The organism is uncultured Thermosynechococcus sp. (assembly GCF_937958135.1).
Taxonomy (GTDB): domain Bacteria; phylum Cyanobacteriota; class Cyanobacteriia; order Thermosynechococcales; family Thermosynechococcaceae; genus Thermosynechococcus.
In genome coordinates, this window is the sequence record NZ_CALGOG010000032.1 from 38,940 (window position 1) to 62,493 (window position 23,554).

General features: G+C 54.7%; 25 protein-coding genes and 1 other annotated feature (1 of these 26 running past the window's edge). Of the genes, 8 read left to right on the forward strand and 17 right to left on the reverse strand.

The window, feature by feature from the left end; translation table 11 throughout:
• Positions 1-100: a sequence feature (ribosomal protein L10 leader region), on the reverse strand; it reaches 33 nt to the left of the window's first position.
• A gap of 27 nt (positions 101-127) precedes the next feature.
• The 4 genes from rplA to secE form a co-directional block, all read right to left on the reverse strand.
• On the reverse strand, positions 128-841 hold the full coding sequence (gene rplA / locus Q0711_RS04435; protein ID WP_298613094.1) for a 50S ribosomal protein L1: 714 nt from the start codon (positions 839-841) through the stop codon (positions 128-130).
• A gap of 86 nt (positions 842-927) precedes the next feature.
• The gene (gene rplK / locus Q0711_RS04440; protein WP_298613096.1) at positions 928-1,353 is read right to left on the reverse strand and encodes a 50S ribosomal protein L11; all 426 of its coding nucleotides are present in this window, start codon (positions 1,351-1,353) and stop codon (positions 928-930) included.
• Positions 1,354-1,367: 14 nt separating this feature from the next.
• Positions 1,368-2,051, reverse strand: a complete 684-nt coding sequence (gene nusG, locus Q0711_RS04445; protein ID WP_298613098.1) for a transcription termination/antitermination protein NusG — start codon at positions 2,049-2,051, stop codon at positions 1,368-1,370.
• Positions 2,052-2,081: 30 nt separating this feature from the next.
• Positions 2,082-2,297, reverse strand: a complete 216-nt coding sequence (secE, locus tag Q0711_RS04450; RefSeq protein ID WP_149817217.1) for a preprotein translocase subunit SecE — start codon at positions 2,295-2,297, stop codon at positions 2,082-2,084.
• Between the two features lie 95 nt (positions 2,298-2,392).
• Between secE and Q0711_RS04455 the strand changes: the two genes are divergently transcribed.
• Positions 2,393-3,286, forward strand: coding sequence for an alpha/beta hydrolase (locus tag Q0711_RS04455; protein ID WP_298613101.1), 894 nt, complete (start codon positions 2,393-2,395; stop codon positions 3,284-3,286).
• 2 nt (positions 3,287-3,288) lie between these two features.
• On the opposite strand, the gene Q0711_RS04460 is transcribed toward Q0711_RS04455, so the two are convergent.
• Entirely contained in the window at positions 3,289-4,083 is a 795-nt protein-coding gene (locus Q0711_RS04460; RefSeq protein ID WP_298613104.1) for a hypothetical protein, read from the reverse strand.
• A gap of 129 nt (positions 4,084-4,212) precedes the next feature.
• Between Q0711_RS04460 and Q0711_RS04465 the strand changes: the two genes are divergently transcribed.
• Positions 4,213-7,269 (forward strand): glycoside hydrolase family 38 C-terminal domain-containing protein, encoded by a 3,057-nt coding sequence (locus Q0711_RS04465; protein ID WP_298616963.1) that lies wholly within the window; start codon positions 4,213-4,215, stop codon positions 7,267-7,269.
• On the opposite strand, the gene Q0711_RS04470 is transcribed toward Q0711_RS04465, so the two are convergent.
• Entirely contained in the window at positions 7,266-7,778 is a 513-nt protein-coding gene (locus tag Q0711_RS04470) for a single-stranded DNA-binding protein (protein ID WP_298613164.1), read from the reverse strand. The genes Q0711_RS04465 and Q0711_RS04470 overlap by 4 nt on opposite strands.
• 403 nt (positions 7,779-8,181) lie before the next feature.
• Between Q0711_RS04470 and Q0711_RS04475 the strand changes: the two genes are divergently transcribed.
• Both Q0711_RS04475 and Q0711_RS04480 read left to right on the forward strand, forming a co-directional pair.
• Entirely contained in the window at positions 8,182-8,307 is a 126-nt protein-coding gene (locus tag Q0711_RS04475) for a hypothetical protein (protein ID WP_298616962.1), read from the forward strand.
• A 14-nt stretch (positions 8,308-8,321) separates the two neighbouring features.
• Positions 8,322-8,648, forward strand: a complete 327-nt coding sequence (locus Q0711_RS04480) for a hypothetical protein (RefSeq protein ID WP_298613111.1) — start codon at positions 8,322-8,324, stop codon at positions 8,646-8,648.
• Between the two features lie 4 nt (positions 8,649-8,652).
• Here Q0711_RS04480 and Q0711_RS04485 read toward each other — a convergent pair whose 3' ends face one another.
• Genes Q0711_RS04485 through Q0711_RS04495 form a run of 3 tightly spaced genes read right to left on the reverse strand, consistent with a single transcriptional unit; the run spans position 8,653 to position 11,672 of the window.
• Positions 8,653-10,032, reverse strand: a complete 1,380-nt coding sequence (locus Q0711_RS04485) for an anthranilate synthase component I (RefSeq protein WP_366142452.1) — start codon at positions 10,030-10,032, stop codon at positions 8,653-8,655.
• A complete protein-coding gene (locus tag Q0711_RS04490) occupies positions 10,029-10,931 on the reverse strand; it encodes a CbiQ family ECF transporter T component (RefSeq protein WP_298613116.1) in 903 nt (300 codons plus the stop codon). Before Q0711_RS04490 ends, Q0711_RS04485 begins: the two co-directional genes overlap by 4 nt.
• Positions 10,932-10,940: 9 nt before the next feature.
• Positions 10,941-11,672 (reverse strand): PspA/IM30 family protein, encoded by a 732-nt coding sequence (locus tag Q0711_RS04495; protein WP_298613118.1) that lies wholly within the window; start codon positions 11,670-11,672, stop codon positions 10,941-10,943.
• A 450-nt stretch (positions 11,673-12,122) separates the two neighbouring features.
• Between Q0711_RS04495 and Q0711_RS04500 the strand changes: the two genes are divergently transcribed.
• Entirely contained in the window at positions 12,123-12,542 is a 420-nt protein-coding gene (locus Q0711_RS04500) for a pentapeptide repeat-containing protein (RefSeq protein WP_299041764.1), read from the forward strand.
• On the opposite strand, the gene Q0711_RS04505 is transcribed toward Q0711_RS04500, so the two are convergent.
• Positions 12,539-13,642, reverse strand: coding sequence for a histidinol-phosphate transaminase (locus tag Q0711_RS04505; RefSeq protein ID WP_298613123.1), 1,104 nt, complete (start codon positions 13,640-13,642; stop codon positions 12,539-12,541). The genes Q0711_RS04500 and Q0711_RS04505 overlap by 4 nt on opposite strands.
• A gap of 113 nt (positions 13,643-13,755) precedes the next feature.
• On the opposite strand from Q0711_RS04505, the gene Q0711_RS04510 reads away from it, so the two are divergent.
• Complete coding sequence (locus Q0711_RS04510) at positions 13,756-14,697, forward strand: J domain-containing protein (protein WP_298613126.1); 942 nt, start codon at positions 13,756-13,758, stop codon at positions 14,695-14,697.
• On the opposite strand, the gene panB is transcribed toward Q0711_RS04510, so the two are convergent.
• A complete protein-coding gene (gene panB, locus Q0711_RS04515) occupies positions 14,669-15,484 on the reverse strand; it encodes a 3-methyl-2-oxobutanoate hydroxymethyltransferase (protein ID WP_298613167.1) in 816 nt (271 codons plus the stop codon). The genes Q0711_RS04510 and panB overlap by 29 nt on opposite strands.
• 117 nt (positions 15,485-15,601) lie before the next feature.
• Between panB and Q0711_RS04520 the strand changes: the two genes are divergently transcribed.
• Both Q0711_RS04520 and Q0711_RS04525 read left to right on the forward strand, forming a co-directional pair.
• On the forward strand, positions 15,602-17,125 hold the full coding sequence (locus Q0711_RS04520) for a bifunctional aminoglycoside phosphotransferase/ATP-binding protein (RefSeq protein ID WP_298613129.1): 1,524 nt from the start codon (positions 15,602-15,604) through the stop codon (positions 17,123-17,125).
• A gap of 31 nt (positions 17,126-17,156) precedes the next feature.
• Complete coding sequence (locus tag Q0711_RS04525) at positions 17,157-18,452, forward strand: homoserine dehydrogenase (protein ID WP_366142729.1); 1,296 nt, start codon at positions 17,157-17,159, stop codon at positions 18,450-18,452.
• On the opposite strand, the gene cysW is transcribed toward Q0711_RS04525, so the two are convergent.
• The 6 genes from cysW to Q0711_RS04555 form a co-directional block, all read right to left on the reverse strand.
• Positions 18,449-19,288 carry a sulfate ABC transporter permease subunit CysW gene (gene cysW / locus Q0711_RS04530; RefSeq protein ID WP_298613132.1) on the reverse strand — a complete coding sequence of 280 codons (840 nt, stop codon included), beginning with the start codon at positions 19,286-19,288 and terminating at the stop codon, positions 18,449-18,451. The genes Q0711_RS04525 and cysW overlap by 4 nt on opposite strands.
• Positions 19,275-20,126, reverse strand: coding sequence for a sulfate ABC transporter permease subunit CysT (cysT, locus tag Q0711_RS04535; protein ID WP_298613136.1), 852 nt, complete (start codon positions 20,124-20,126; stop codon positions 19,275-19,277). The genes cysW and cysT overlap by 14 nt, the downstream gene beginning before the upstream one ends.
• Entirely contained in the window at positions 20,123-21,172 is a 1,050-nt protein-coding gene (locus Q0711_RS04540; RefSeq protein ID WP_298613139.1) for a sulfate ABC transporter substrate-binding protein, read from the reverse strand. Before Q0711_RS04540 ends, cysT begins: the two co-directional genes overlap by 4 nt.
• A 130-nt stretch (positions 21,173-21,302) precedes the next feature.
• Positions 21,303-22,694, reverse strand: a complete 1,392-nt coding sequence (radA, locus tag Q0711_RS04545; protein ID WP_298613142.1) for a DNA repair protein RadA — start codon at positions 22,692-22,694, stop codon at positions 21,303-21,305.
• Between the two features lie 8 nt (positions 22,695-22,702).
• Positions 22,703-23,191 (reverse strand): FKBP-type peptidyl-prolyl cis-trans isomerase, encoded by a 489-nt coding sequence (locus tag Q0711_RS04550; RefSeq protein ID WP_298613146.1) that lies wholly within the window; start codon positions 23,189-23,191, stop codon positions 22,703-22,705.
• Positions 23,185-23,505 (reverse strand): phasin family protein, encoded by a 321-nt coding sequence (locus Q0711_RS04555; protein ID WP_298613149.1) that lies wholly within the window; start codon positions 23,503-23,505, stop codon positions 23,185-23,187. The genes Q0711_RS04550 and Q0711_RS04555 overlap by 7 nt, the downstream gene beginning before the upstream one ends.
• Between the last annotated feature and the right edge of the window lie 49 nt (positions 23,506-23,554).

The following is a 23,554-nucleotide window of genomic DNA, read 5'->3' on the forward strand; positions in this document are numbered from 1 at the left end:
GGCGATCGCCCAATCCTAAGGGATGGACTTCGCAAACCTCGGCAGGAAGATTATGTCTGAGCCAGACCCCTGCGGTCTTCGGTTTCCGTCTTGAGTTGTCGGGCATTGGGCAATAGGCAAGTCCTCCTTAAGCGGCTTCCGCCAGTTTTAGCTCCCGCAGAGCATTGATGTCCACCTGAATGCTCGGCCCCATTGTGGCAGCCACATAGACACTGCGCCAATAGCGACCCTTGGCCCCACTTGGGCGGTTGCGATCAATAGCCTCTTGGAGAGCTTTGAGATTCACCAGCAAGTCTTCGGCGCTGAAGCTGGCTTTGCCAAAGAGCACATGGACAATGCCGCTGCGATCAGCGCGGAATTCCACTTTCCCCGCTTTGAACTCCTGAATGGCCTGGGACAGGTCAAAGGTCACTGTCCCGGCTTTGGGGGAAGGCATTAGCCCCCGCGGACCAAGAATCCGCCCCACCTTAGCTACTTGGGGCATCATGTCGGGAGTGGCAATGAGCAAGTCAAAGTCCATCCGCCCCTTTTGGATCTCGTCAATGAGTTCCTCGGAGCCAACCACATCGGCACCCGCAGCGGTGGCCTCAGTGACTTTTTCGCCCCGGGCAATTACTGCCACGCGAATGGTTTGACCGGTGCCTTTGGGCAGCGCCACGGTGGTCCGCAATTGCTGGTCTGTATATTTGGGATCAATACCCAAACGGATGTGAGCCTCTGCCGATTCAGGAAATTTAGCAGTGGCCGTTTCTTTAAGTAGTTGCATAGCCTCAAGGGGAGCGTAGGGACGATCCTCCACCTTGGCATAGAGTTCGCGCAGTCGTCGCGAGAGTTTACGCATGAGAATTTACCTCCACGGGGTACTAACGAAACGAAGTTTCTCCCCCAAGACAACAAGGGACTCCACAGGAACACACTTAGAAAGCTTTAGTCGGTAATGGTCACACCCATATTGCGAGCCGTGCCTTCGATAATCCGCATTGCCGCCTCAATATCATTGGCATTGAGATCCGGCATTTTTTTCTCCGCAATTTCCCGCAGTTGGGCACGGGTGATGCTGCCCACTTTTTTCTTGTTGGGTTCACCGGAGCCTTTTTCAATGCCAGCGGCTTTTTTAATCAGCACGGAAGCGGGTGGGGTTTTCAGAACAAAGGTGAAACTGCGATCTTCATAGACCGAGATTTCAACGGGAACCACCATCCCCACTTGATCGGCGGTGCGAGCATTGTACTCTTTGCAGAACATCATGATGTTCACACCGTGCTGACCAAGGGCTGGGCCAATGGGGGGAGCAGGGTTGGCTTTACCCGCCTGAATGGCCAGTTTGATAACTGCGACGACCTTTTTCGCCATAGTGAGTTAGCGTCCTAATCTACTTTTTCCACTTGAGTGACTTCGAGTTCGACCGGCGTTTCGCGGCCAAAAATCGAGAGTAGGGCTTTCAGTTTGCTGCGTTCAGCACTGACTTCAATCACCTCTCCCTCAAAGTCCTTAAAAGGACCACTGAGAACCTTGATCTTATCACCAGTGTTGAGATCAATGCGGTGAACGGGTTCTTGTTCTTGTGTTTTACGGAAAATGCGCTCTACTTCGGCCGGACTCAGGGGCATGGGCTTAACGTGACCGCGTCCGCGGCCTGTACTGCGGCGTTGTTCAGCACCGACAAAGTTAATCACATTGGGGGTGTTTTTAATCACCTGCCAAGCTTCCTCATCAATTTGCCATTCCCCCGTTTCGGGAGACTGCTGTGCCCGCACTTGCACAAGAACATAACCGGGAAAAACTTTTTCCTCAATGGTCTGCCGCGAGCCATCTTTCTTGATTTTGATGACCGGGGTTTGGGGAATTTCAATGCGAAAGATGCGATCGGCTACATCCAGCGCATGGAGCCGCTGCTCGATGGTGCTTTTCACTTTTTTTTCGCAGCCAGAGGCCACTTGCACGGCATACCAAAACCGTTTGACCTTGCCAACTTGATCCCCTTCCGCCACTTCAACAGTATCGTCAAGGGGATCGCCCAGATCAGAATGATCAGTAAATTCACTCACCATAGGCGCGTACTCGTAGAAATTTTTGGCTGTCTAGAAAATCAGTGTGGCCAGCCAACGAAAGAGTTCATCCACTAGGTAGATGACAGCAGCCGAAAGGGAAACAATGAGAATCACTGCCGCCGATTCGCCAATCAGACGCTGGCGATCGGGCCACACCACTTTGCTGAGTTCTTCCTTGGTCTCGCGGAAAAACTCGGTTAGATTAAAGCCACTGGTAGGCTTTTCGCCTTCGGTACTCTTGGTCACGGCGAGACTCCTTGCAGCGGGGGCAGCCCCTTGCTACCCGTTTAATTCAGCGCGATTTATTATCATAGCAGGTTTCTTTTTTTTAGGAAATCCCAATGTTTGATTGCCTGCGATCGCGCACCCTGACGACGGCCATGGGTGAGGTGGCCTACGTTACAAATGATTTCAGCTCCGTGAACCCTGCCTACCCACCCCTATTTTTTTGGCATGGCTTTGGCGGCGGCTCAAGCCGCTATGAGTGGTCGGCGGTTTATCCGGCGTTTGCAGCCGAGTATCCCCTTTTTGCTTTAGATTTGCCCGGTTGGGGAGCCTCTGAGCATCGCAATCAACCCTATACGGTGGCGGCTTATGTGGAGCACTTGCTGGAGTGCCTTGGCCGATTGACGGTGGAGCCGGCGGTGGTGATCACGTCCTCATTGACAGCAGCCTTTGCCATCCAAGGGGCGATCGCCCATCCCCAACGCTTCCGTGGCCTCATTCTCACTTGCCCAACGGGGTTGAGTGAGTTTGGGCAAGATTACCGCCGGACTCCCTTAGCCCAAATTGCCCGCCAGCCCTATGTGGATATGGCCTTTTATCGCCTTGGGGTGGCCAATTCCCTGAGTGTGCAGTCCTTTATGGCCACTCAACAATTTGCCCGACCTAGCCGTATCAGCCCGGAAATGGTTGCCACCTATACCGCCGTGGCGCAGTTGCCGGGGGCAGAATTTGCGGCACTCGCCTTTGTGCGTGGCGATCTCTGTTGCGATCTCAGTCGCTTTTTGCCCCATCTGACAGTGCCGACCTATATTGTTTGGGGAGAGCAGGCCAAACTCCCTCCTGTGGCCGTAGGGCAACGCTTGGCACAGCTAAATCCTGAGGCCATTCGTGCCTTTGAGGTGATTCCAGAGGTGGGACTGACACCACAATTGGAATGTCCCGGAGTCATGATTGGCCGGATTGATCGCTACCTTGGCGAGTTGCTGGCCTCCCCTTGGGGCGATCGCTAAGGTTAACGCTGGGCATTGGCAGTGGCGGGCAGGGTGGTGCCATAGACACGGGGGCGATCGCCCTGAGCTAATTGGGTGCTCCCTTGAGTATCCACTGCCCAGATCGTGGCTTTGGGGTTTCCCATCGTTCGGGTTTGAAAGAGCACTCGCTGCGGATCTGTTGTGCTCCAACCTAGGAGAGTGGCAAAGTCGTATTCATCGGCTGTGGGATAAACTGTGGCCACATGACCCACGCCGGCCTGCCAGATCCACGCGCCATCGCTAATTAAGTCGGTGGCAAACAGGCCGCCAACCTGGCGTACCAAGAGACGATTGCCCGTTTCTGACCAGCCGACGGGAACAAGTACAGCAATCACCCCTTGACCTTGGGGTACCTCTGCCAAAAAGTCCCGCGGCATTTCCTTAAGGCTGTCAATTCGCTGCTGGGTGCCGCTCTGGCGATCGCGAATTTCAAGGACGCTCACCAATTGTTGCCGGTGTGCTTCGGGATCGGCCGTAAAATAGAGGGTAGCCTGCGCCACATAGCGGCCATCGGGGGAGACATATTGGGGGGTTTGTTGAGTAAAGCGGAGGGATTTCTTGGCCTTTAGGGCAGCAGCATGACCGTCCTCAATCCATTTCCAAGGGAAGGGGAAAGGACTCTGGAGAGGATCCACCACAACAGTTTCGACGGGGCGATCGGGGGCACGGGGCCGCTGGGATTGGGCAAGCATCACCGAGGCGATTGCAAGAGCCGTCAGGATCCCACCCACTGAGGAGATCAAAAACCCCCGCCACGGCTCAAATCGGGTTACCATGAGGTCGCTCCTCTGAAATAGAGTTTGCTTATTTTTCTTGACAGTTTGGTTAAACGAATGACAACCCCTCCTCACCCCTTTAGCATAGCAATTGGCCTAGGCCGATCGCAGGAAAATTAACGAAATTTTATGCTCTTGGCAGAATTACTCAAAAAATCTCGTGACTATTTGCATTCATTGGCAGTTATTGAGATTCATCGCCGGTGGTTTCCCCTTAGCTCACCCTCCCTCAAAGACGCAGGGACTGCTCCCTATGCTGTGAATGCTAAAGGCCATCTGGCGTGGCTCAAGGGTCGGCACTCCCTCTGGTTGGGGCAGCGGATTACCGCACCAGCGACGGTTCAAGGCTATAGTGTGGCGGGTTTATCCCTACGCCTTGATCTCACCTGGTGGGCCGATCAGGCAATCGTGTATGTGAATGGTCAGGCGGTACACCAGGGAGACCTGTTTGATTCGTCTGTGAGCCTTTGCCTGGCGGAGACAGTGATCCCTGGTCAAACCTGGGAGGTGGTTTTACATTTGGTCAGTCCTGCCCATGAGGACGGTGCTCTGGTGAGATCGCGCCTGCGGTTTGAGTCGCCAACAGGAGTTGACCCCCACTTTGTTGCCACCGAGTTGAACATTCTAGAGCTTTTTGGCGGGATGCTTAACCCACACCCCCTTGAACCCCTGCTCAAGAAAATTTTAGAGAGCCAAGGGCAGCGCCCCCTCTTGGATGCACTGCTAGCAGAAATCCATGGGAGAATGCAGGCGATCGCCACCCCTTTGCGGGAGTTCACAATCCACCTGTGTGGCCATGCCCATCTGGACTTGGCGTGGCTCTGGCCGATCGCTGAAACGTGGCAAGTAGCACAGTCCACTTTTCGATCCGTATTACAGCTTAAGGAACGCTATCCCGAACTCACTTTTACCCATTCCACCCCCGCCCTCTATGCCTATTTGCAGACCCACACTCCGGAACTTTTTAGACAAATTCAGGAGGCAGTGGCAGCGGGTTGGTGGGACGTAGCGGCGGGTCTCTGGGTGGAACCTGAACTCAATCTCATTGACGGAGAGTCTATTGCCCGGCAGATTCTCTATGGCCAGCAGTACGTGCAGCAGGTTTTTGGGGAGATTAGCGCCATTGCTTGGTTGCCCGATAGCTTTGGCTTTCCGGAACGGCTCCCCAGTTTCTTGGCGCAGGGAGGGATTCGCTACTTTGTGACCCAGAAATTGCGCTGGAATGATACCACGCGCTTTCCCTACGGTTGGTTTGTCTGGCGGGATGTGGCGGGTGCTGAGGTGAATGCTCTGATGTCGGCACCCATTGGCGAGGGGATTGATCCCGTGAAAATGGCGGCCTATGCCCAAGAGTGGTGGCAACAAACGGGATCGCAGCGCAGTCTGTGGCTGCCCGGTGTGGGAGATCATGGCGGTGGCCCCACAGCAGAGATGGTGGAGCAGGTGCGGCGGTGGCAACACCTCGGAGGAATTGGCCCCCAGTGGCAATGGACTACAGTGCGGCAGTATCTGGATCAGTTAAGCCAAGAAACCCCGCCGACTCAACAGTGGCAAGGGGAGCTGTACTTAGAATTCCATCGCGGTTGCTATACCAGTCATGGCGATCAAAAGGCTGCCCACGATCGCGCCCAACGGCAACTGCAACAGGCGGAACGGTGGTGTGCCCTTGCCGCAATCACGACTTCGTTTGCTTACCCGACAGCAGAACTTAAAACCTGTTGGCAGCAGCTCCTCTTTAACCAGTTTCACGATATTCTCCCCGGCTCCTCGATTCCAGAGGTCTATGCGGAGGTCAACCCGATATGGCAAGAACTCTTGACGAAAACGGAAACCCTCCTAGATACAGCGCAAAGGGCGCTGTGCAAATCAATAAACTATGGCGAACCGCCAGGGGCAGGGGCTATTCCTGTGGTCATTTTCAATGGTGGGGTCGGCGATCGCGCCGCCGTTGTCTCCATTGACTTGGCGCAGCTACCCCAAAATGTGTCCTCTTGGCGGGTATATGCTCCGCAGGGAGAGTACAATCTGCCTGCCCAGTTGAATCCACCCCAAGGCTGCCTGACCTTGCTTACCCCTGAGGTGCCGGGCATCGGCTACACACTGCTGTGGCTTTGTCCAGAGTCTCGGCCTGACCCGTTACCGACCCCACCTCTGGGCTATGTCTTGGAAAATACCTATCTCCACGTTGAAATTAGTCCCACAACGGGGGAAATCACTAACCTCTATGACAAGTTAAATCATCGTCCCTGCTTGGGCGATCGCGGCAATCAACTGCAATTTTTCCGCGATCAGGGGCAGTACTGGGATGCATGGAACATTGACCCCCACTACCAGCAGCACCGACTGCCGGGCGCAACCCTAGAGGCCATTGAATGGGTGACCTGGCATCAACTGGAGCAGCGACTACGGGTGAGGTGGCGCTTTCAGTCCTCGTGGATCCAGCAGGAGTATGTATTGCAGTACCAAACCCCTTGGCTGCGCATTGACACGGCAATTGACTGGCAGGAGGAACATATTCTCCTCAAGGCAGCCTTTCCCTTGGCAATCTGTGCCGAGCAGATCACCTGCGAAACTCCCGGTGGCGTCACAGTGCGACCCACCCTCCCCAATCCCCGCCTGAGTGCCCACGAGCAAGCCAAATGGGAGGTGCCTTTTCTCACGTGGGTGGATTTGAGTACCCCAGAGTACGGCGTAAGTCTTTTTAGCGACTGCAAGCATGGTCTGGATGCCCAAGCCAATCAGCTGCGATTGACCCTCCTGCGATCGCCCACCTGGCCGGATGCAAATAGCGATCGCCGTCTCCACCACTTTAGCTATGGCGTCTTTCCCCACCGGGGCACGTGGCAAGAGGCAGAGGTTCCGCAGCAAGCAACTCAATTTAATCTTCCCCTCAGGGGCGCGATCGCTGCCGCCAATTCCTCAGGGACGCTACCGCCCCACGCTCAGCTTCTCCATTGGTCTGATGACTGCATTCAATGCCTTGCCCTGAAACAGGCAGAGGATGGACAGGGGTGGCAATTGCGGGTGGCTGAAGTGGCTGGCCAAGGGCGCACTTTAGAACTACACTCAACGCTCATCCCATGGCATATCAAGGGGCAGCAAACACTCCTAGAAACGGCGGCAGGGAATCTAGACTCGGCAACCCTCAACCCCTGGCAAATTCAAACATTTCGGCTGTCTCCCTAGAAGGGCACCTCATCCAAATTAATCTCCTCGGCTTCGGGGGGTGGCGGTGCCACCGTCGGTGTAACACGTGCGGTGACGGCGGGAGTAGCTGTTGCAGTTGGGGCCGGCTGTGCAGGGTGATCCACAATATTCCCCTCAACGGTGTAGAAACGGCTCACCACCAACTCGGCGCGTTTTTCTTTGAAGCCTTCGGGGCGGTCAATCGTGTTCATCTTCAGCCGCCCTTCAAGAATTAGGCGATCGCCCACTTTGCATTCTGCCTGCATTTTTTGTCCCAAATTGCCCCAGGCCACTATCCGCAAACTCATGGGTGGCTCTTCACTGCGCAGACTGGGAAACTGCACCACCATTGTGGCCACTGCCATCTGGGTATCCTGGGTATAGCGTAGCTCCGGGGCTTGAATAACTTCCGCAAAGAGGACGCAACTATTCATTCGATTGATTTCCAACAGGTCATGCTGCTTCCAGTATAGTCCCAAGGGCTGCTGCCACAAGGCCACGGGGTTCATTAAGGGCAATCAGCTTCTCCTTGGCACAGAGGAGCGATAGCCAACTATATCTTCTTATACTACCATATGGTTAGTTAGTAAATTCACAGAGGATATAGCTATGGCGCGGGTGGTTGTCCTGGGGGCGGGGATTGGCGGCTTGCCCACAGCGCTTGACTCACCCTTGACTTAATTGAACTTAATTGAATTGAAAAACGGAGCATTGAAACCATCACCAACGCCGAGGTCACTGCCATTGAGCCAAATCGAATTTTATTGCGGGATGGGCAGGTGATTTCCTTTGGCTTCAGCATGATTTTGCCGTCGTTTCGCGGCGCGGCATTTGTGCGAGCCTCACGCCTTATTTTTGCCCCTGCTGCCCACCCTACAACATCCCGATTGTCCTGAAATTTATGGGGTTGGCATGAGTGTTCAGCTCCAGCCTTTGCAAGCTACCCCTGTGCCCACCGGATTGCCCAAGACGGGTCAAATGACGGAGGAGATGGCATCGCGGCCAGCCACAATATTGCCGTTGCCCTTGGGGAATTAGCGGCTGGCTGGGTAGTGCCAACACTGGATGCCCTCTGTTTTGCCGACTTTGGCGACACAGGTATTGCCTATATTGCAGCTCCCCAGGGAAAATACCGTCGCCTTGCCTATGCCATTCAGGGGAAATGGGTCAGTTGGGTCAAGGCAGGCTTTGAGCGCTATTGTCGCCATCCCGATTCCTTAGTGCTGATCACTTCCAGCGGTCAAACCCTCACAGCAGCGAATGAGTTTCCCACAGCCGAAACGGTTACCTCTCGCTTCCCAACCGTCCTTGGTGCTGCTCTGCCCCTAGGGGAGCAGGGGACTGAGATTGCCGCTCCCACTGCTGTAGTGATTGGGTAGCTGATCAAGGGAGTCTAGAAAGCTGGGGTGCTGGCGTCCCGAGGGTCAAAAGCAGGGCTTGGGCTTTGCTCAGGGATTCTTGCCACTCCCGCTGCGGATCGCTGTCGGCGACAATACCGGCGCCCACCTGTCCCCAAGTGGTCTGGCGATCGCGAGCCACCAAGAGAGTGCGGATGAGGATATTCAAGTCCAGATGCCCCCGCTGATCCCAGTAGCCACAGGAGCCGTAAAACAAGTTGCGGGGAAAGGGTTCTAAGTCAGCCAAAATCTGCATACAGCGCACTTTGGGGCAGCCTGTAATCGTGCCGCCGGGAAAGAGGGCACGAATCACATCCACAGGGGACATCCCCGCTCGCAGTTTGCCGCGCACATTGCTCACTAGGTGAATCACATGGCTGTAGTACTCCAGCGTGAGCAGTTCATCCACCACCACACTGCCCCATTGGCACACCCGCCCCAAGTCATTGCGCTCTAAATCCACAAGCATGATGTGTTCTGCCTGTTCCTTGGTATTCCTGAGCAGTTCCTCGGCGTGGGCGCGATCGCCCGCCGGGGTTTGGCCCCGCGGACGGGTACCGGCAATGGGTCGCGTTTGCACCCTGTCTCCCTGCACCTGCACCAAGCGTTCGGGTGAGCAACTGACAATATAGCCCCAAGGGGTCTGCCAAAAACTGGCAAAGGGGGAGGGGTTAATTTGCTGTAGCCGCAGGTATTGTTGCCAAGGATCAACAGGCCCGTAATGACAAAAGCGTGCCGACAAATTGGCCTGAAAAATATCCCCAGCACGAATGTGGCGGAGAATTTGCCGAACGGCGGCTTGATAGGTGTCGGGTTGCCAGCCGGCGGCGAGTTCAATGTGGCCGGGGCGATCGGGCACGCAGAGAGAGTGCTCAGGGGGGGGATCCGCAAGCGCTTGTTGCAGTGCCGCCAGTTGACTGGAGGTCGAAGCTGCCAGATAGAGGCAATCTGCCTGATGATCGAGGACGGCAAAGGCTGCCGGTTCATACCAAAAGGCCACTGGGAAAGGGAGGGGGTCAGGCTTGCGAGGGGGGAGGACTTCAATTTCCCACGCCACCTCATACCCCAGCCAGCCCAACCAGCCGCCGGTAAAGGGCAGATGGCTCACCGCTTCAGGAACTGCTTCACAGCGGGGGAACTGTTGCAGTGTCGGCAGGACTTGACCTAAGGACAGCGCCCACTGGCGATCGCCCCGCGGGGAACCCGCACAAATGGAGTAGCGCGCTTGGGGGGTAGAGGCTGGGGCGGGACTTTCCAAAAGGACGGCTATTGGCTCCGCCAAAAATAACTGCTGAAAAATAGTGCGACCGGTGCGACCCCGCAGCGGCAAAGAGCACCACAGCCACGGCCGACAGGGGAAGATCAATGGTGCGTTACTCCCCACCAACCCAACCGAACCAGCCAAAATAGTCCTACCCCCCCTAGAGCTAGCCAATCCCGTCGCTGCAGGCGCAAATGGTGCCATGGATTGTCGTAGGTGCCCGGTTCTTGAAAACCCCGTACTTGCATTGCGCAGGCCACCTGTTCGGCTCGCAGGAGCAAATTGTCCAATAGCCGTACCGCTAGGGTTAACCACAGCTTGATACTGCCCTTAATGCCCACCAATCGCCAATTGATGGCACGGGTTCGCACGGAGCGGCTCAGATTTTGCACCTCCTCCAAGACTAAGGGAATAAACCGCAGCGACAGCGTCAACGTCAGGGCAATTTCTGCCACGGGTAGCTTAAAGCGCTTTAGGGGCTGCATCAGGTTTTCCAAGCCGGCGGTGACTTCCTCTGGGGCAGTGGTGAGCAAAAACAGATGGGTGCTGTAGAGGAGGGTAAACAGGAGCGTACTCAGGCGTAGCCCCAAATCCAGCGATCGCTGGGAGACTTGCAGATGAACGGGAAACTGACCCACTTGGGTATGAAATTGCCATAGGAGATAGCGATAACTCGTGGGCGGGACTGTTGTTTCCAGAGGGCGGCGCGGTTGATAGGTCACAGCTAGTCCATCGGGCATCAAGGCGGTAATCCCCAGAATTAAACTGCCCAACAGGAGAAGCCACAGCAGTTGTCGCCGCCACACGCGTGCGGGAATCCCCCCGAAAAGCGTCAGTAGAATTAAGCTCACCACTAACCCTAAGCGCCAAGCGACATCGGCTAAAATGGGGGCCAACAGAAAGGTCATCAGCCATGCCAGCTTTACCCGCGGATCAAAGCGGTGCAGCCAAGTGATGGGTTGTTCTAGGTACAGCCCCAGAGGGAGCGATCGCAACAAATCCATGGAAAATGATTAATTTTTCTCCAGTTGCCGCCGCAGGGCTTCCAACTCTGGATCGTAGGCGGGGGTACTGCTGGGTGACAGTTGCGGATTCGCCAGTTCTGCCTTCAGTCGCGCCAAATCCTCATCAACACTGCCCCCTTCAAGGGCGGCAAACTTGGCTTCAAGGGTGTCACTGTTGAGTTCAGCCACTGCTTGGGAGCGGGCTTCGAGTTCTTGAACCCGTTCTTCCATGCGCTCGAAGGCAGCCATGGGGGCATTGGCATTGATACTACTAAAGGTTTGTTGTAGTTGCTCTGAGGCCTTGGCTGCCCGCGCCCGTGCCACGAGCATCTCTTTGCGCGTCTTGGCTTCGGCAATTTTGCTTTCTAGCTGTTGCATTTGGTTTTTCAGGGCTTCCACTTGAGTGACAGACTGTTCCAGTTGTCCCTTCAGCGCCATTGCCGCATTCAGCGCTGTTTTCTTGCGATTCAGTGCCTCCAGAGCCAGCTGCTCATCTCCGTGCTGGAGTGCAATTTTAGCCCGGCGTTCCCACTCAATTGCCTGCTGTTGATGTTGATTGAACTGTTGCTCTAGCCGTTTTTGGGAGGCGATCGCTTGAGCTACGGCTTGCCGCAGGGTTACCAGATTGTCCTGCATCTCAATCATGGTCTGCTCGAGAACTTTCTCGGGATCTTCAGCAGCACCCACCACAGCGTTAAGCCAGCTCCGAGCCACGCGGCTGATGCGATCAAACAGTCCCACGGTGTTATCTCCCTATTGGTTCCCTATTTATAGCAGTATGCCACTTTCTTTAGGAGGTTTGGACAAGAGTCCCAAAAACGGTTGCTGCTCGTGGCAAGGTCTAGGGTTAGAGCCGCCCAAATTTAGTTCTATTCCTTTAGGGAACCAGAAGCTTACAGAACCGGTTTCTTCACCGGCTTCAAGATGCCTTCACTGTCCGCCCAATGTTGTTGCCAAACTCCGTCAATTCAATTGGCGGGAAAACAGGGGGTCGCACCCTACCTATTTTAGGCGGAAATCTTTTTCATTTATAGGAAGCAAGCTCAGGAGAGTTCTATCGTTTAGTCCTCTCTGTTAAAATAAGCAGCTAAAAAATTAAGTGATACGTGAGTGCTTCTGCTTAAATTTGGGTAGCCTTTTAAGAAGTAAGGACATTATTTATTTGCCAAAATTAATAATAAAACTGGTACTGTGAATGATTCAACCCTACCCCCCCCCCCCCCCGAAAATTCCGATAAACACGGCTTTTTAGAGCGCTATGCCCCGGCATTGCTCAATCAGAGAAAAGTCCAACAAATGTTGGATATGTATGCCAAAGGGGAGCGAACTTTCCGTCGCTTGGACTTAAAGGGAGTGACCCTGGAGAACCTAGATCTCACAGGAATTGATCTCAGTGGTGCCAATTTGACGAATGCAACTTTGATCAATGTCAATCTGACCTGTGCTAAACTTATTGAGGCTCAGCTCGTGAATGCTGAGCTAGTTAATGTTGAGCTAAATCGTGCCAACCTTAGCTGGGCAAATCTGCGGGGCGCAACGCTTGTCCACACTCCCTTAACAAAAGCTACGCTACGAGATACTGTGTTGCCCAGTGGTGAGGTAAGCAATTAGAGAACTTCTCTCAATCCTTGCTCAAAACGTTGCCAAAATCGTTGATTTTCTTCAGGCGTGCCAATTGTTACTCGAATCCCGCCGGCGATCGCCCGTACCAAAGTGCCCTGTTTTTTCAAAAATTCCCACAGAGGCTGCGTCTGTGCCGGTTCTCGCAAGCGGAAAAAGAGGAAATTCGCCACACTGGGCCAGACCCGCAGTTGGGGGCAAGCTTGCAGCCGCTCATAAAGGCGCTCCCGCTCCGCTAGGAGTGTGGGAATTGCTGCCAATAGCTCTTGGCGATGGTCAAGGGCAACCCGCGCCGCTACTTGGGAAAAGGTGGGCAGGTTATAGGGCAGACGGACTTTTTCTAAAACCGCAATCACATCAACATTGGCAATGGCATAGCCCACCCGATGACCCGCTAGGCGAAAGGCCTTGGAAAACGTGCGCAGAATTAACCAGTTGGGATGGGTTGTTAAGTCTCCCACCAGCGTCTTGCCGCAGAACTCAAAATAGGCCTCATCAATGACCACTAAAATGTCCTCAGGAAGCTGTCGTAGCCAGTCCACTTCCGCTGCGGTGAGCGGGTTGCCTGTGGGGGAGTTGGGTTGCAGCATAAAGAGGACGCGCACCGGCGGATGAGCTTGCCCAAGGAGGGTGTTGACCTCAGCAATGGGCACAGCAAACGTCTCAGGATCGCGGTGTGCCCGATAGACGGGAATCCCCAGGGTTTGGGCGAGGATCCCGTATATGGAAAATGTTGGCTCAGCGACTAAGATAGAACCATAGCCCCCGATCGCAGTGGCCAGCAAAATCGAGCGAATTAGCTCGTCGGAGCCGTTGCCAACCGCAATTTGGTGTGGGGAAATTTCAGTTGGGCTGTGTTCACTGACATAGCGGGCGATCGCCTGCCGTAACTGCCAATGGTGAGCGTCGGGATAGCGATGACTGGCAAGATCCCGAATGTACTGTTGAGCTAAGTCTTCTTTCAGGCGAGGGGGTAAATCCCACGGCAACTCATTGGTATCGAGGTAATCCAATTCTAGCGGTAGGGAGTCGCTGGGGGGGGTGACGTAGGTGCAGAGGTTGCTCAGTTCTGGACGAAGAAACGTCGCCATGCCAAGACAGTATAAGGGGATTCAATTATAATAACACTGAGCTTTTTGCCCTAATTTGCTGCCAACCCTGACACCGATCTTCATCTTTTGACTATGTAGAGGCAAATGTTCCTATGGCGCGTACCGACTTCAAAGATTACTATCAAATCCTCGGGGTCAGCAAAAATGCCACGGATGCCGAAATTCGGCAGGCCTTTCGCCGCCTTGCCCGCAAGTATCATCCCGACTTAAATCCGGGCGATAAAGAGGCAGAAGCTCGTTTTAAGGAAATTAATGAAGCCCACGAAGTGCTCTCGGATCCAGAAAAGCGGCGCAAGTACGATCAATTTGGTCAATATTGGCAGCAGGCCAGTGCGGCGGGTGCCGGTGGCTTTAATGTGAATGTAGGTGACTTTGGGGCTGATTTTAGTCAATTTGCCAACTTTGAAGACTTTATTAACGAGCTGTTGGGGCGATTTGCCACTGGCACAACCACAGGACGCACCCGCACTTGGAGCACGGTGGGGTTTGATCCATCGGGATTTGGCGTCACCGATACAGAACTAGAAGTGCAAATTAGCTTTGAAGAGGCCTTTCGGGGATGTCAAAAGAGCCTCAACATCGGTGGTGAACAGATGACAGTTACCATTCCTGCCGGCGTGAGGTCGGGGACGAAGTTGCGGCTGCGGGGCAGAGGTCAGTACAACCCCTACACGCAACAGCGAGGCGACCTCTACCTGACGGTGCAGGTGGCTCCCCATCCCCTCTTTCGCTTTGAGGACGACCAACTAGTCATTGACTTGCCACTTACTCCCGATGAAGCCGCCTTGGGTGCCCAGGTAACCGTGCCTACTCCTTCTGGTAATGTCGTTGTGAATGTGCCTGCGGGGACGCGATCGGGTCAATCTCTGCGACTGCGGGGCAAAGGGTGGCCGAATCGGCTAGGGAGCAGGGGCGATCTTCTTGCCAAAGTGCAAATTGTGCCGCCCAAATTCCTGAGTTCGCAAGAAAAAGAACTCTACGAAAAATTGCGATCGCTGCGCACGTTTAATCCCCGTGCTCATTGGCGGGTATAGCCGCGGGAAACTGGCGGGATTTTACCGCTTGGCAGTAGTTCTCAACAGCCGCGATCGCCTGCGTTCCCAAGTCGGCATACACCTTGGCAAAGGGAGGAACTTGCGGACTCAAGCCCAAAATATCTGCGGTCACGAGCACCTGACCATCGCAGTGGGAGCCAGCCCCAATCCCAATCGTGGGAATGTCCAGTTTGGCCGTAATCTGCTGCGCCAAAGTCGCCGGGATGTGCTCCAAAATCACTGCAAACGCGCCGGCCTCGGCAAGGGCAAGGGCATCGGCTAAAATTGCTTCCGCCCCCTGAGGCGTGTTGCCCTGTTGCCGCCACCCTCCCAATTGATGTATCCGCTGGGGCAATAAACCCACATGACCCAAAACAGGGATGCCCACTTCAACTAAGCGCCGTGTGGCCGCACACACCGCAGGGGAAGCGCCTTCCATTTTCACGGCCTGGACTTGTGCTTCCTTAACCAAACGCCCCGCCGATCGCAGCGCTTGCTCTGCACTTTCTTGGTAGCTCAAAAAGGGCAGATCACACACGAGGAAACTGTAGGTAACGCCCCGCCGCACGGCTTGGGCATGGTGAATCATCTGCTCAAGGGTGACCGGCAGCGTGGTGGGATAGCCAAGGGCAACCATTCCCAAGGAATCCCCCACAAGGATCATGTCCACCCCTGCGGCATCCAATAGCCGTGCCCACAGATAATCCCAAGCGGTGAGCATGGTAATCGGCTCTCCCTGCTGTTTTTTCTGTTGCAGTTGCGGTAATGTAACAGGACGACGCACCATAGCCAGATCCACGAGGGTTGTATCCCCATCCTCTAAAGGAACTGCCAAAACGTCAATTTAGCGAGGGGGGATAGACTCTAGTAATATGATTGTTGCCCAATGGAAGCCACACTACCCATGTCCTTGCCTGCCTTTGTTGAAGCGCTATTAACACCTTCGGCTTACCCCCATCCGGTCACCACACCGATTCAATTGCTGCAAACGCATATTTCCTATGTGTTTCTTACGGGGAACTATGCCTACAAGGTGAAAAAGCCCGCGGACTTTGGCTTTTTGAACTTTACAACCCTCGAAAAGCGCCGATTTTACTGTCAGGAGGAGTTGCGGCTCAATCGGCGCTTGGCACCGGATCTGTACTTGGCGGTGGTGCCCATTGTGGCGGTGGGGGATCGCTACTCCATCGCCGATCCTCACGCCTTACCCCCAGGGGCAGAAATTGTGGACTATGCCGTGCAAATGCGGCAGTTTGATCAATCGCAACTCTTTTCTCACCTCTTTGGGGCCAACCAAGTCACCCCTCAGCTCATTGAATCCCTCGGCAAAGAATTGGCTCACTTCCACCGCACCGCTGCCACCGGTCCCCATATTAGTAAATTTGGTTCCCCGCAAGCGATCGCCCAAGTGATTCAGAATTGCCATGCGCTTGCCGCTCAGTTTGTCGGCCGCTGTCAATCGCCAGAGCAGTATGCAGCGATTCAGGCCTTTACTGATGACTTTTTGATTCGGCATCAAGAGTGGTTTGTACAACGACAAGCCGGCGGGAAAATTCGCGAATGCCATGGTGATCTGCACCTCAACAACATCTGCCTTTACAACGGCAAAGTGCAAATTTTTGACTGCATTGAGTTCAACGAAGAATTTCGCAACATTGATGGCATCTATGACGCTGCCTTTTTAGCCATGGATTTGGAGTTCCGCGGGCGCCCTGACTTAGCCAATCTTTTCCTGAACACCTACTTGGAGTGGAGCGGTGACTATGAGGGGGCGGTGCTATTGCCTCTGTACCTCTGTGTGAGAGCCTATATTCGCGGCAATGTGAACGCCTTGGCACTCAACGACCCTGCCATTAGCGAGGCTGAAAAGGCGCAGATTCAAGCCACGGCTGCGGCCTATTATGAGGCGGCCTATCGCTACACCCAACCGCGCCAAGCCAAGCTCTATGTCATGTGTGGTCTTTCAGGAGCGGGCAAAAGTACAAGAGGACGGGGGCTGGCTCAGGCGGAGCAAGCGATTCAAATTCGTTCGGATGCGGTGCGCAAACACTTGGCGGGCTTACCCCTTGATCGTCGCAGCAGCGATTTTCCAGAAGTCGATCTCTATTCTGAGGCCATGACCCAAAAAACCTACGACCAGCTCTTGGCCTATGCAGAGTTGTTGCTGTCGCAGGGGCAGACAGTGATTTTGGATGCGAAGTACGACCGCGTGGCACTGCGGCAACCGGTAATTGCTCTCGCAGAGAAACTGCATGTGCCCCTAGAAATCCATTTTTGTAGTGCGCCGCCAGAGGAACTACACCGCCGCTTGAGCGATCGCCGGGGGGATATTGCCGAGGCTACGCCCGATCTGATTGCTGCCCAAATGGCCAGTTTTGAATCCTTTTTGCCGAGTGAGGAACCCTACGTTCGCCATGTGTGCGACTAGGAGGGCGGATAATAGAAACGAGTGCAATAGGATGGGTCTGATGTATCACATTGGTTTACTGGGGTTGGGCACAGTGGGTGGCGGCGTGGCGCAAATTTTGACGGATCCAGTGGGGCGCCACCCCCTGCTCAAGGAACTGGCGATCGCCCAAGTGGGAGTACGAGATCGCCACAAACCCCGCGCCGTTGAACTTGATCCACAACTTTTCACGACAGATTTAGAAAGCATTGTTACCAACCCTAACATTGACATTGTTGTCGAAGTCCTCGGCGGCATTGAACCGGCGCGATCGCTAATCCTCAAGGCCATTGCCCACGGTAAGCACATTGTCACTGCCAACAAAGCGGTGATCGCCCGCCACGGCGATGAGATTTTTGATGCGGCCAATGCCCAAGGGGTCTATGTGATGCTAGAAGCGGCTGTGGCAGGTGGAATTCCCGTCATCCAAGCCCTAAAGCAAAGCCTAGGCGCAAACCGCATCCACAGCGTGACCGCCATTCTCAATGGCACCACCAACTACATCTTGACCCGCATGCAGCAGGAGCAGGGGGAGTTTGCACCGATTCTGGCCGATGCCCAACGCCTCGGGTATGCCGAGGCGGATCCCAGTGCCGACATTGAGGGGTGGGATGCGGCGGATAAAATTGCCATTCTTGCCAGCCTTGCCTTTGGCGGCCGCATTCGCCGCGAGGAAGTTTATGCTGAGGGCATTAGCGGCATCACCGCGGTGGACATCACCTATGCCGAAAAGTTAGGGTTTCGCATTAAACTACTGGCGATCGCGCGCCGTTTGAGCGGTCAACCCCTAGAGGTGCGCGTTCATCCCACCCTCGTTCCTGTAGAGCATCCCTTAGCAGGTGTGAATGGCGTCTTTAATGCCATCCTCCTCGAAGCCGAGCCTTTGGGACAGGTGATGTTCTACGGTCCCGGTGCCGGTTCAGGGGCAACCGCCAGCGCCGTTGTAGCAGATTTAATTAACATTGCTGCTCTGCTGCCCCAAGGACGTGCCAGCCATCCCTTGCTCACCTGCCAGCACGATCAGTGGATGCCGCTGCTACCGATGGCAGAGGTGGATAGTCGCTTCTACGCCCGCGTCCATGCCCAAGATCATCCGGGGGTATTGGGCAAGCTGGGCACCTGTTTTGGCCACCACAATGTTAGCCTCGAATCTCTTGTGCAGATTGGCAGCCATAATGAACTGGCAGAAATTGTGATTGTCACCCACCATGTGCGCGAAGGTGAGTTTCGCCAAGCCATGGCTGAAATTGCTCAGATGAGCGACATTGCAGCGGTACCCGCAATTTTGCGGGTCTTGGGCACGTCCTAGAGCTTGGGCTTGATTCCTGTTTTCCGCTCCACGATTTCCTTAACCACCAACGTCACCAGTGCCAAGAGACCGAGAATCACTGCTGCTGCGTAGGCCGACTCGGTGTTGTAGTTTTTGTAGGCATCTTCGATAAACAGGGGCAGAGTTTGCGTCAATCCAGCAACATTGCCAGAGACAACCGCCACGGCCCCAAACTCCCCCATTGCCCGCGCATTGGTCAACAAGACCCCATAGAGCAGCCCCCAACGGATATTGGGCAGCGTCACCCGCCAAAAGGTTTGCCACTCGTTTGCCCCTAGAGTTTTTGCGGCTTCCTCCTGCTCGGTGCCGATTTCTTCCAGCACAGGGATGACCTCCCGTGCCACGAAGGGCAAACTCACAAAGGCCGTTGCCAGCACCATCCCCGGAAAGGAAAAAATGACACGAATATCCAAGGCGTGCAGCCAGCTCCCGAACCAGCCATTGCGACCATAGACCAGTACCAGCATTAATCCAGCAACCACGGGGGAGATGGAAAAGGGCAAATCAATCATGCTGAGCAAAAGAGTCCGCCCCGGAAAGCGATGGCGGGCGATCGCCCAGGCAGCACAAAGGCCAAAGACCATATTCAAGGGCACCACCACCAAGGCGAGAGCAAACGTCAACCACACGGCATGGAGAAAATCCGGCTCTAGTAAGTTTTGCACAAAGGGCACGACTCCCTTGTGAAAGGCTTGGAAAATCACATTGGCCGCCGGTATCAAAAGCACAAGGGCTAAGTAGCCGATGGCAATGACAATTAAAAGAGCATGCAGCCACGGTTTTTCTTGGGTCGGTGAGGATTTAACGCTGCGCATAGCGCTGCCCCCATGCTTGCAGTAGGTTGATTAGAAATAAAATCCCTAGGGACACCAAGAGCATTACCGTACCAATAATCGCGGCGGCCTCATAGTCATACTGCTCTAAGCTCTGAAACACCAGCACCGAGGCAATCAAGTCCCGAAAAGGCGTGTTGGAAGAAATGATGACCACTGAGCCAAATTCCCCTACGGCGCGTGAGAAGCCCAAGGCAACCCCCGTGAGAATGGCGGGCATCAAAGGGGGCAAAATCACCCGCCAAAAGGTCTGCCCAGGGGTGGCCCCCAGCGACCACGCTGCCTCCTCCACATCTTTTTCCATCTCCGTGAGAACGGGCTGAACCGTGCGAATGACAAAGGGCAACGAAATAAAGAGCATGGCCACCGCTACCCCCCAGCGGGTAAAGGCAATTTTGATCCCCCAGGGAGCCAATAAGCGGCCAATCCAGCCATTTTCGCTATAGACCGTAGCGAGGGTGAGACCGGCCACCGCGGTGGGCAGGGCAAAGGGCAAATCCACCACAGCATCAAAGAAGCGTTTTCCCGGAAAGGAGTAGCGCACCAGCACCCAAGCAATCAGAGTACCAAAGACGCCATTGATGAGCGCCGTGATCAGGGCAGTGACAAACGTGACTTCGTAGGCCGAGAGGGCGATCGCCCGCGTAGCCACCTGCCAAAAATGCCCTGGCCCCACACTGGCGGCACGACTCAAGAGGGCGGCAATGGGCACAGCCAGCATCACCAGTAAGTAAAAGACCGTAATTTTCCAGACCCAGGGGAACTGCCAGCGCCGTTTCTGAGGAGAGAAGGTGGGGGAAATGGGTTGAGGAGCGCTCATGCGGCTTGATTCTCCTGTTGAATTTGATCAAACAGGGCACCATCGGCAAAAAATTGCGCTTGCACCTTCTCCCAGCCTCCTAAATCCGCGACGGTAAAGAGGGTGGGCACCGGCGGAAACTCCTGCCGATGGGCGGCAAGAACTGCGGCATCCACGGGTCGAAAACCATACTGTGCAAAAATTTCTTGGGCTTGCGGAGTATAGAGAAACTCAACATAGGCCTGGGCTACCTCCCGTGTGCCATGTTTATCCACATACCTATCCACAACGGCGATCGGATTTTCAATCAGGATGTTGACCGGAGGAATACTATAGGAGAGGGTTTGTCCCTTTTTTCGTGCCAAGAGCACTTCATTTTCATAGTTGATCAGGGCATCTCCTTGTCCCTGTTTTAGAAACGCATCGGTGGCTTCACGGCCATCGCGAGGTAAGGCAGCCACATGGCGAAAAGCCTCAGTTACAAACTGCCGCGCTTGTGCAGGTGTTCCCCCTGTTTGGGTGATTGATCCCCACAGAGCAAGGAAGTTCCAGCGAGCCGCGCCAGAGGTTTTGGGATCCGCAGTAACAAATGTGACCCCCTCACGCGTGAGGTCTTGCCATGTTTGCAGATTTTTGGGGTTCCCCTCGCGGGTAATCAAGGCACAGACAGAGGTGGTGACAATGCTGTTATGGGGGGCTTGACTCGCCCAATCGGGAGAAATTAACCCTGCTTTGACTATGCGATCGACATCTAAGCCGAGGGACAAGTGCACAATATCGGCTTCTAAGCCATCAATCACTGCTCGCGACTGGGAACCGGAAGGTCCGTAGGTGGTGCGAAAACGAACTTTTTGCCGGTGTTCTCGCTCCCACTGGGCGGCAAACAGGGGCATAATAGCCTCATGGGCTTTTTTAGTCACTGCAAACGAGGAGAGGGTTAGGTTCACTTGAGCAGGACGGCCATCGGGCAGAGTGGCCTGAAATTGACAAGCAGCAGTGAGAGCACTGAGGCCTACCGCCAGTAGGAACAGACTGAACCAAACCCTAAAACGCCGCCAGCGAACCATTCTGCAATCAATCTACGATAAGTCGGTCGGAATACCGATGTGTAACCATATTAGCAGAAGGGCAGCCATTCTTAGGTCTTAGCCCCTAGAACGTTGGGATAAGAATAAGCGTACTTAATTTGTTTGTTACTTAAGGCGATTCCTCGGCGGTCAGCGGGCCAAGGGCAGCCACAATGGCATCGGTAATGCGACGTACAGGATAAATCTCTAGGCCCGCCATGGTGCAGCTGGGGCTTTCGGGAATAATTGCCCGACGAAATCCCAGTTTCAGCGCTTCCCGCAGCCGTAGCTCTAGCTGAGAGACTGCCCGCACCTGTCCCGCCAGCCCCACTTCGCCAATGATCACCGTTTGGGGTTGGACGCAGCGATCGCGAAAACTGGCCACCACGGCCACGGCAACCCCTAAGTCAGCAGCCGGTTCGGCGACATTCAGCCCCCCAGAGGAGGCCACATAGGCATCCAGCTTTGAGAGGGGTACCCCTAGGCGTTTTTCCAGGACGGCGAGAATTTGCAGAAAACGATTGTACTCAATGCCCGTGGCCGTGCGGCGGGGAGAGGGGTAACTCGTGGGGCTAACCAAACTTTGCAATTCCACCACTAGGGGCCGGGTGCCCTCGCAGGCAACAATGGTGGCGGTACCGGGGGTTGGCTGGCGATCGCCCAAAAACAGTGCAGAAGGATTGCTGACCTCGGCTAAGCCCTGTGCCCCCATTTCAAAAACGCCGATTTCTTGACCGGCTCCAAAGCGATTTTTGACCGCCCGCACGAGACGGTGACTGGCAAAGCGATCGCCCTCAAAATAGAGCACCGTATCCACTAAATGTTCCAGCACCTTGGGGCCAGCGATCGCCCCCTCTTTGGTAACATGCCCCACAATAAACAAACTCATCTGCTCCCGCTTGGCAAAGCGCATCAGCATTGCTGTTCCCTCACGCACCTGAGATACCGACCCGGGGGCAGCGGTGAGTTGGGGCAGATAGACAGCTTGAATACTATCAATAATTGCCAGATGGGGTTGGAGATGGGCAAGTTCCTGCAAAATGACCTCTAAATCTGTTTCTGCTAGGAGATAAAGAGAAGGAGGTACGGCAATGCCCAGTCGTTGCGATCGCAATTTCACCTGTTGTGCCGATTCCTCCGCACACACATAGAGAACGCGCTGCGTTTGTCCTAGGGCGGCTGCCATCTGCAACAAAAGTGTGGACTTACCAATCCCCGGTTCTCCGGCCACCAAGACAAGAGAGCCGGCGACAATGCCGCCGCCTAACACCCGATCCAACTCAGCAAATCCAGAGGAAGAGCGGCTCTGTCTCTGTTCACTAATCTCGCCTAGGGTTTTGGCACTGAAGGCTTGGGGGGGAGAGGATTTTCTAGGCGTTTTCCGTTGACAAGACGGCTCCGCCGCCGCCACCGCCTGCTCATCAAGGGTATTCCACTGACCACAGTTGGGACAGCGACCAAAGTATTGCAAAAACTCTGCGCCGCACTCGCGGCAGATGTACAGTACCTTGGCCTTGGGCATGGCCTGCCCTATTGCACCGCCAACAGTTCAACGTCAAAAATCAGGGTTGCATTGGGGGGAATGACACCACCGACACCGCGTGCCCCATAGCCGAGGTTGGGGGGAATAATCAGTCGCCGCTGACCCCCGACATGCATCGAGGCAACCCCTTCATCCCAACCTTTAATAACTTGACCCACACCAATTTGGAACTGGAAAGGCTGGCCGCGATCGCGGGAGCTATCAAAGATGCGGCCATCGGTGAACATTCCCGTGTAGTGAACTGTAACGCGATCCCCCACTTGGGGCTGGGTTCCCGATCCAACGACAATATCTTCGTATTGCAAGCCTGAGGGAGTAGTAACGACGTTTGGATTTCCCATGAGTTGAGCGGCCTCCGTTGACACCTCCGGCGGCATGCCGGCGATCGCGATCGGAGCCGCCACCAGCCATACGCCTACCAAGACAATACCACAGAGAAGCCAGCCATAGACTCGATGCAACTGTTGTCTTACCATGAGCGATTTTTTAACTCCCTAACCTCCCGTTCTAGGCGATCGATGCGTCCCCGCAATTCATCAATTTCTGACTGCTGTGGTACCCCCAAGCTCTCCAAGAACTGGCGGGTTTGTCGTTGCACCGCTGCATCCAGAGAAGCGGCATCTTCCCTAAGGTGTGTCAAGACTTCTTCCACAATTGCCTTTGCCTGATCGGCATTCAGGCGTCCCTCTTTTACCCATTGGTCGCTTACTTGACGCAACTTTTCAGCCACCAGGGAAGTGGTGCCGACACCAATTAGAAGCAGTTGTTGAAGCAAATTTTGCTGATTCATGGGGCACGTTCAAAACGCCTATCTTGTATTGTGCCACCGGTGCCTAGGC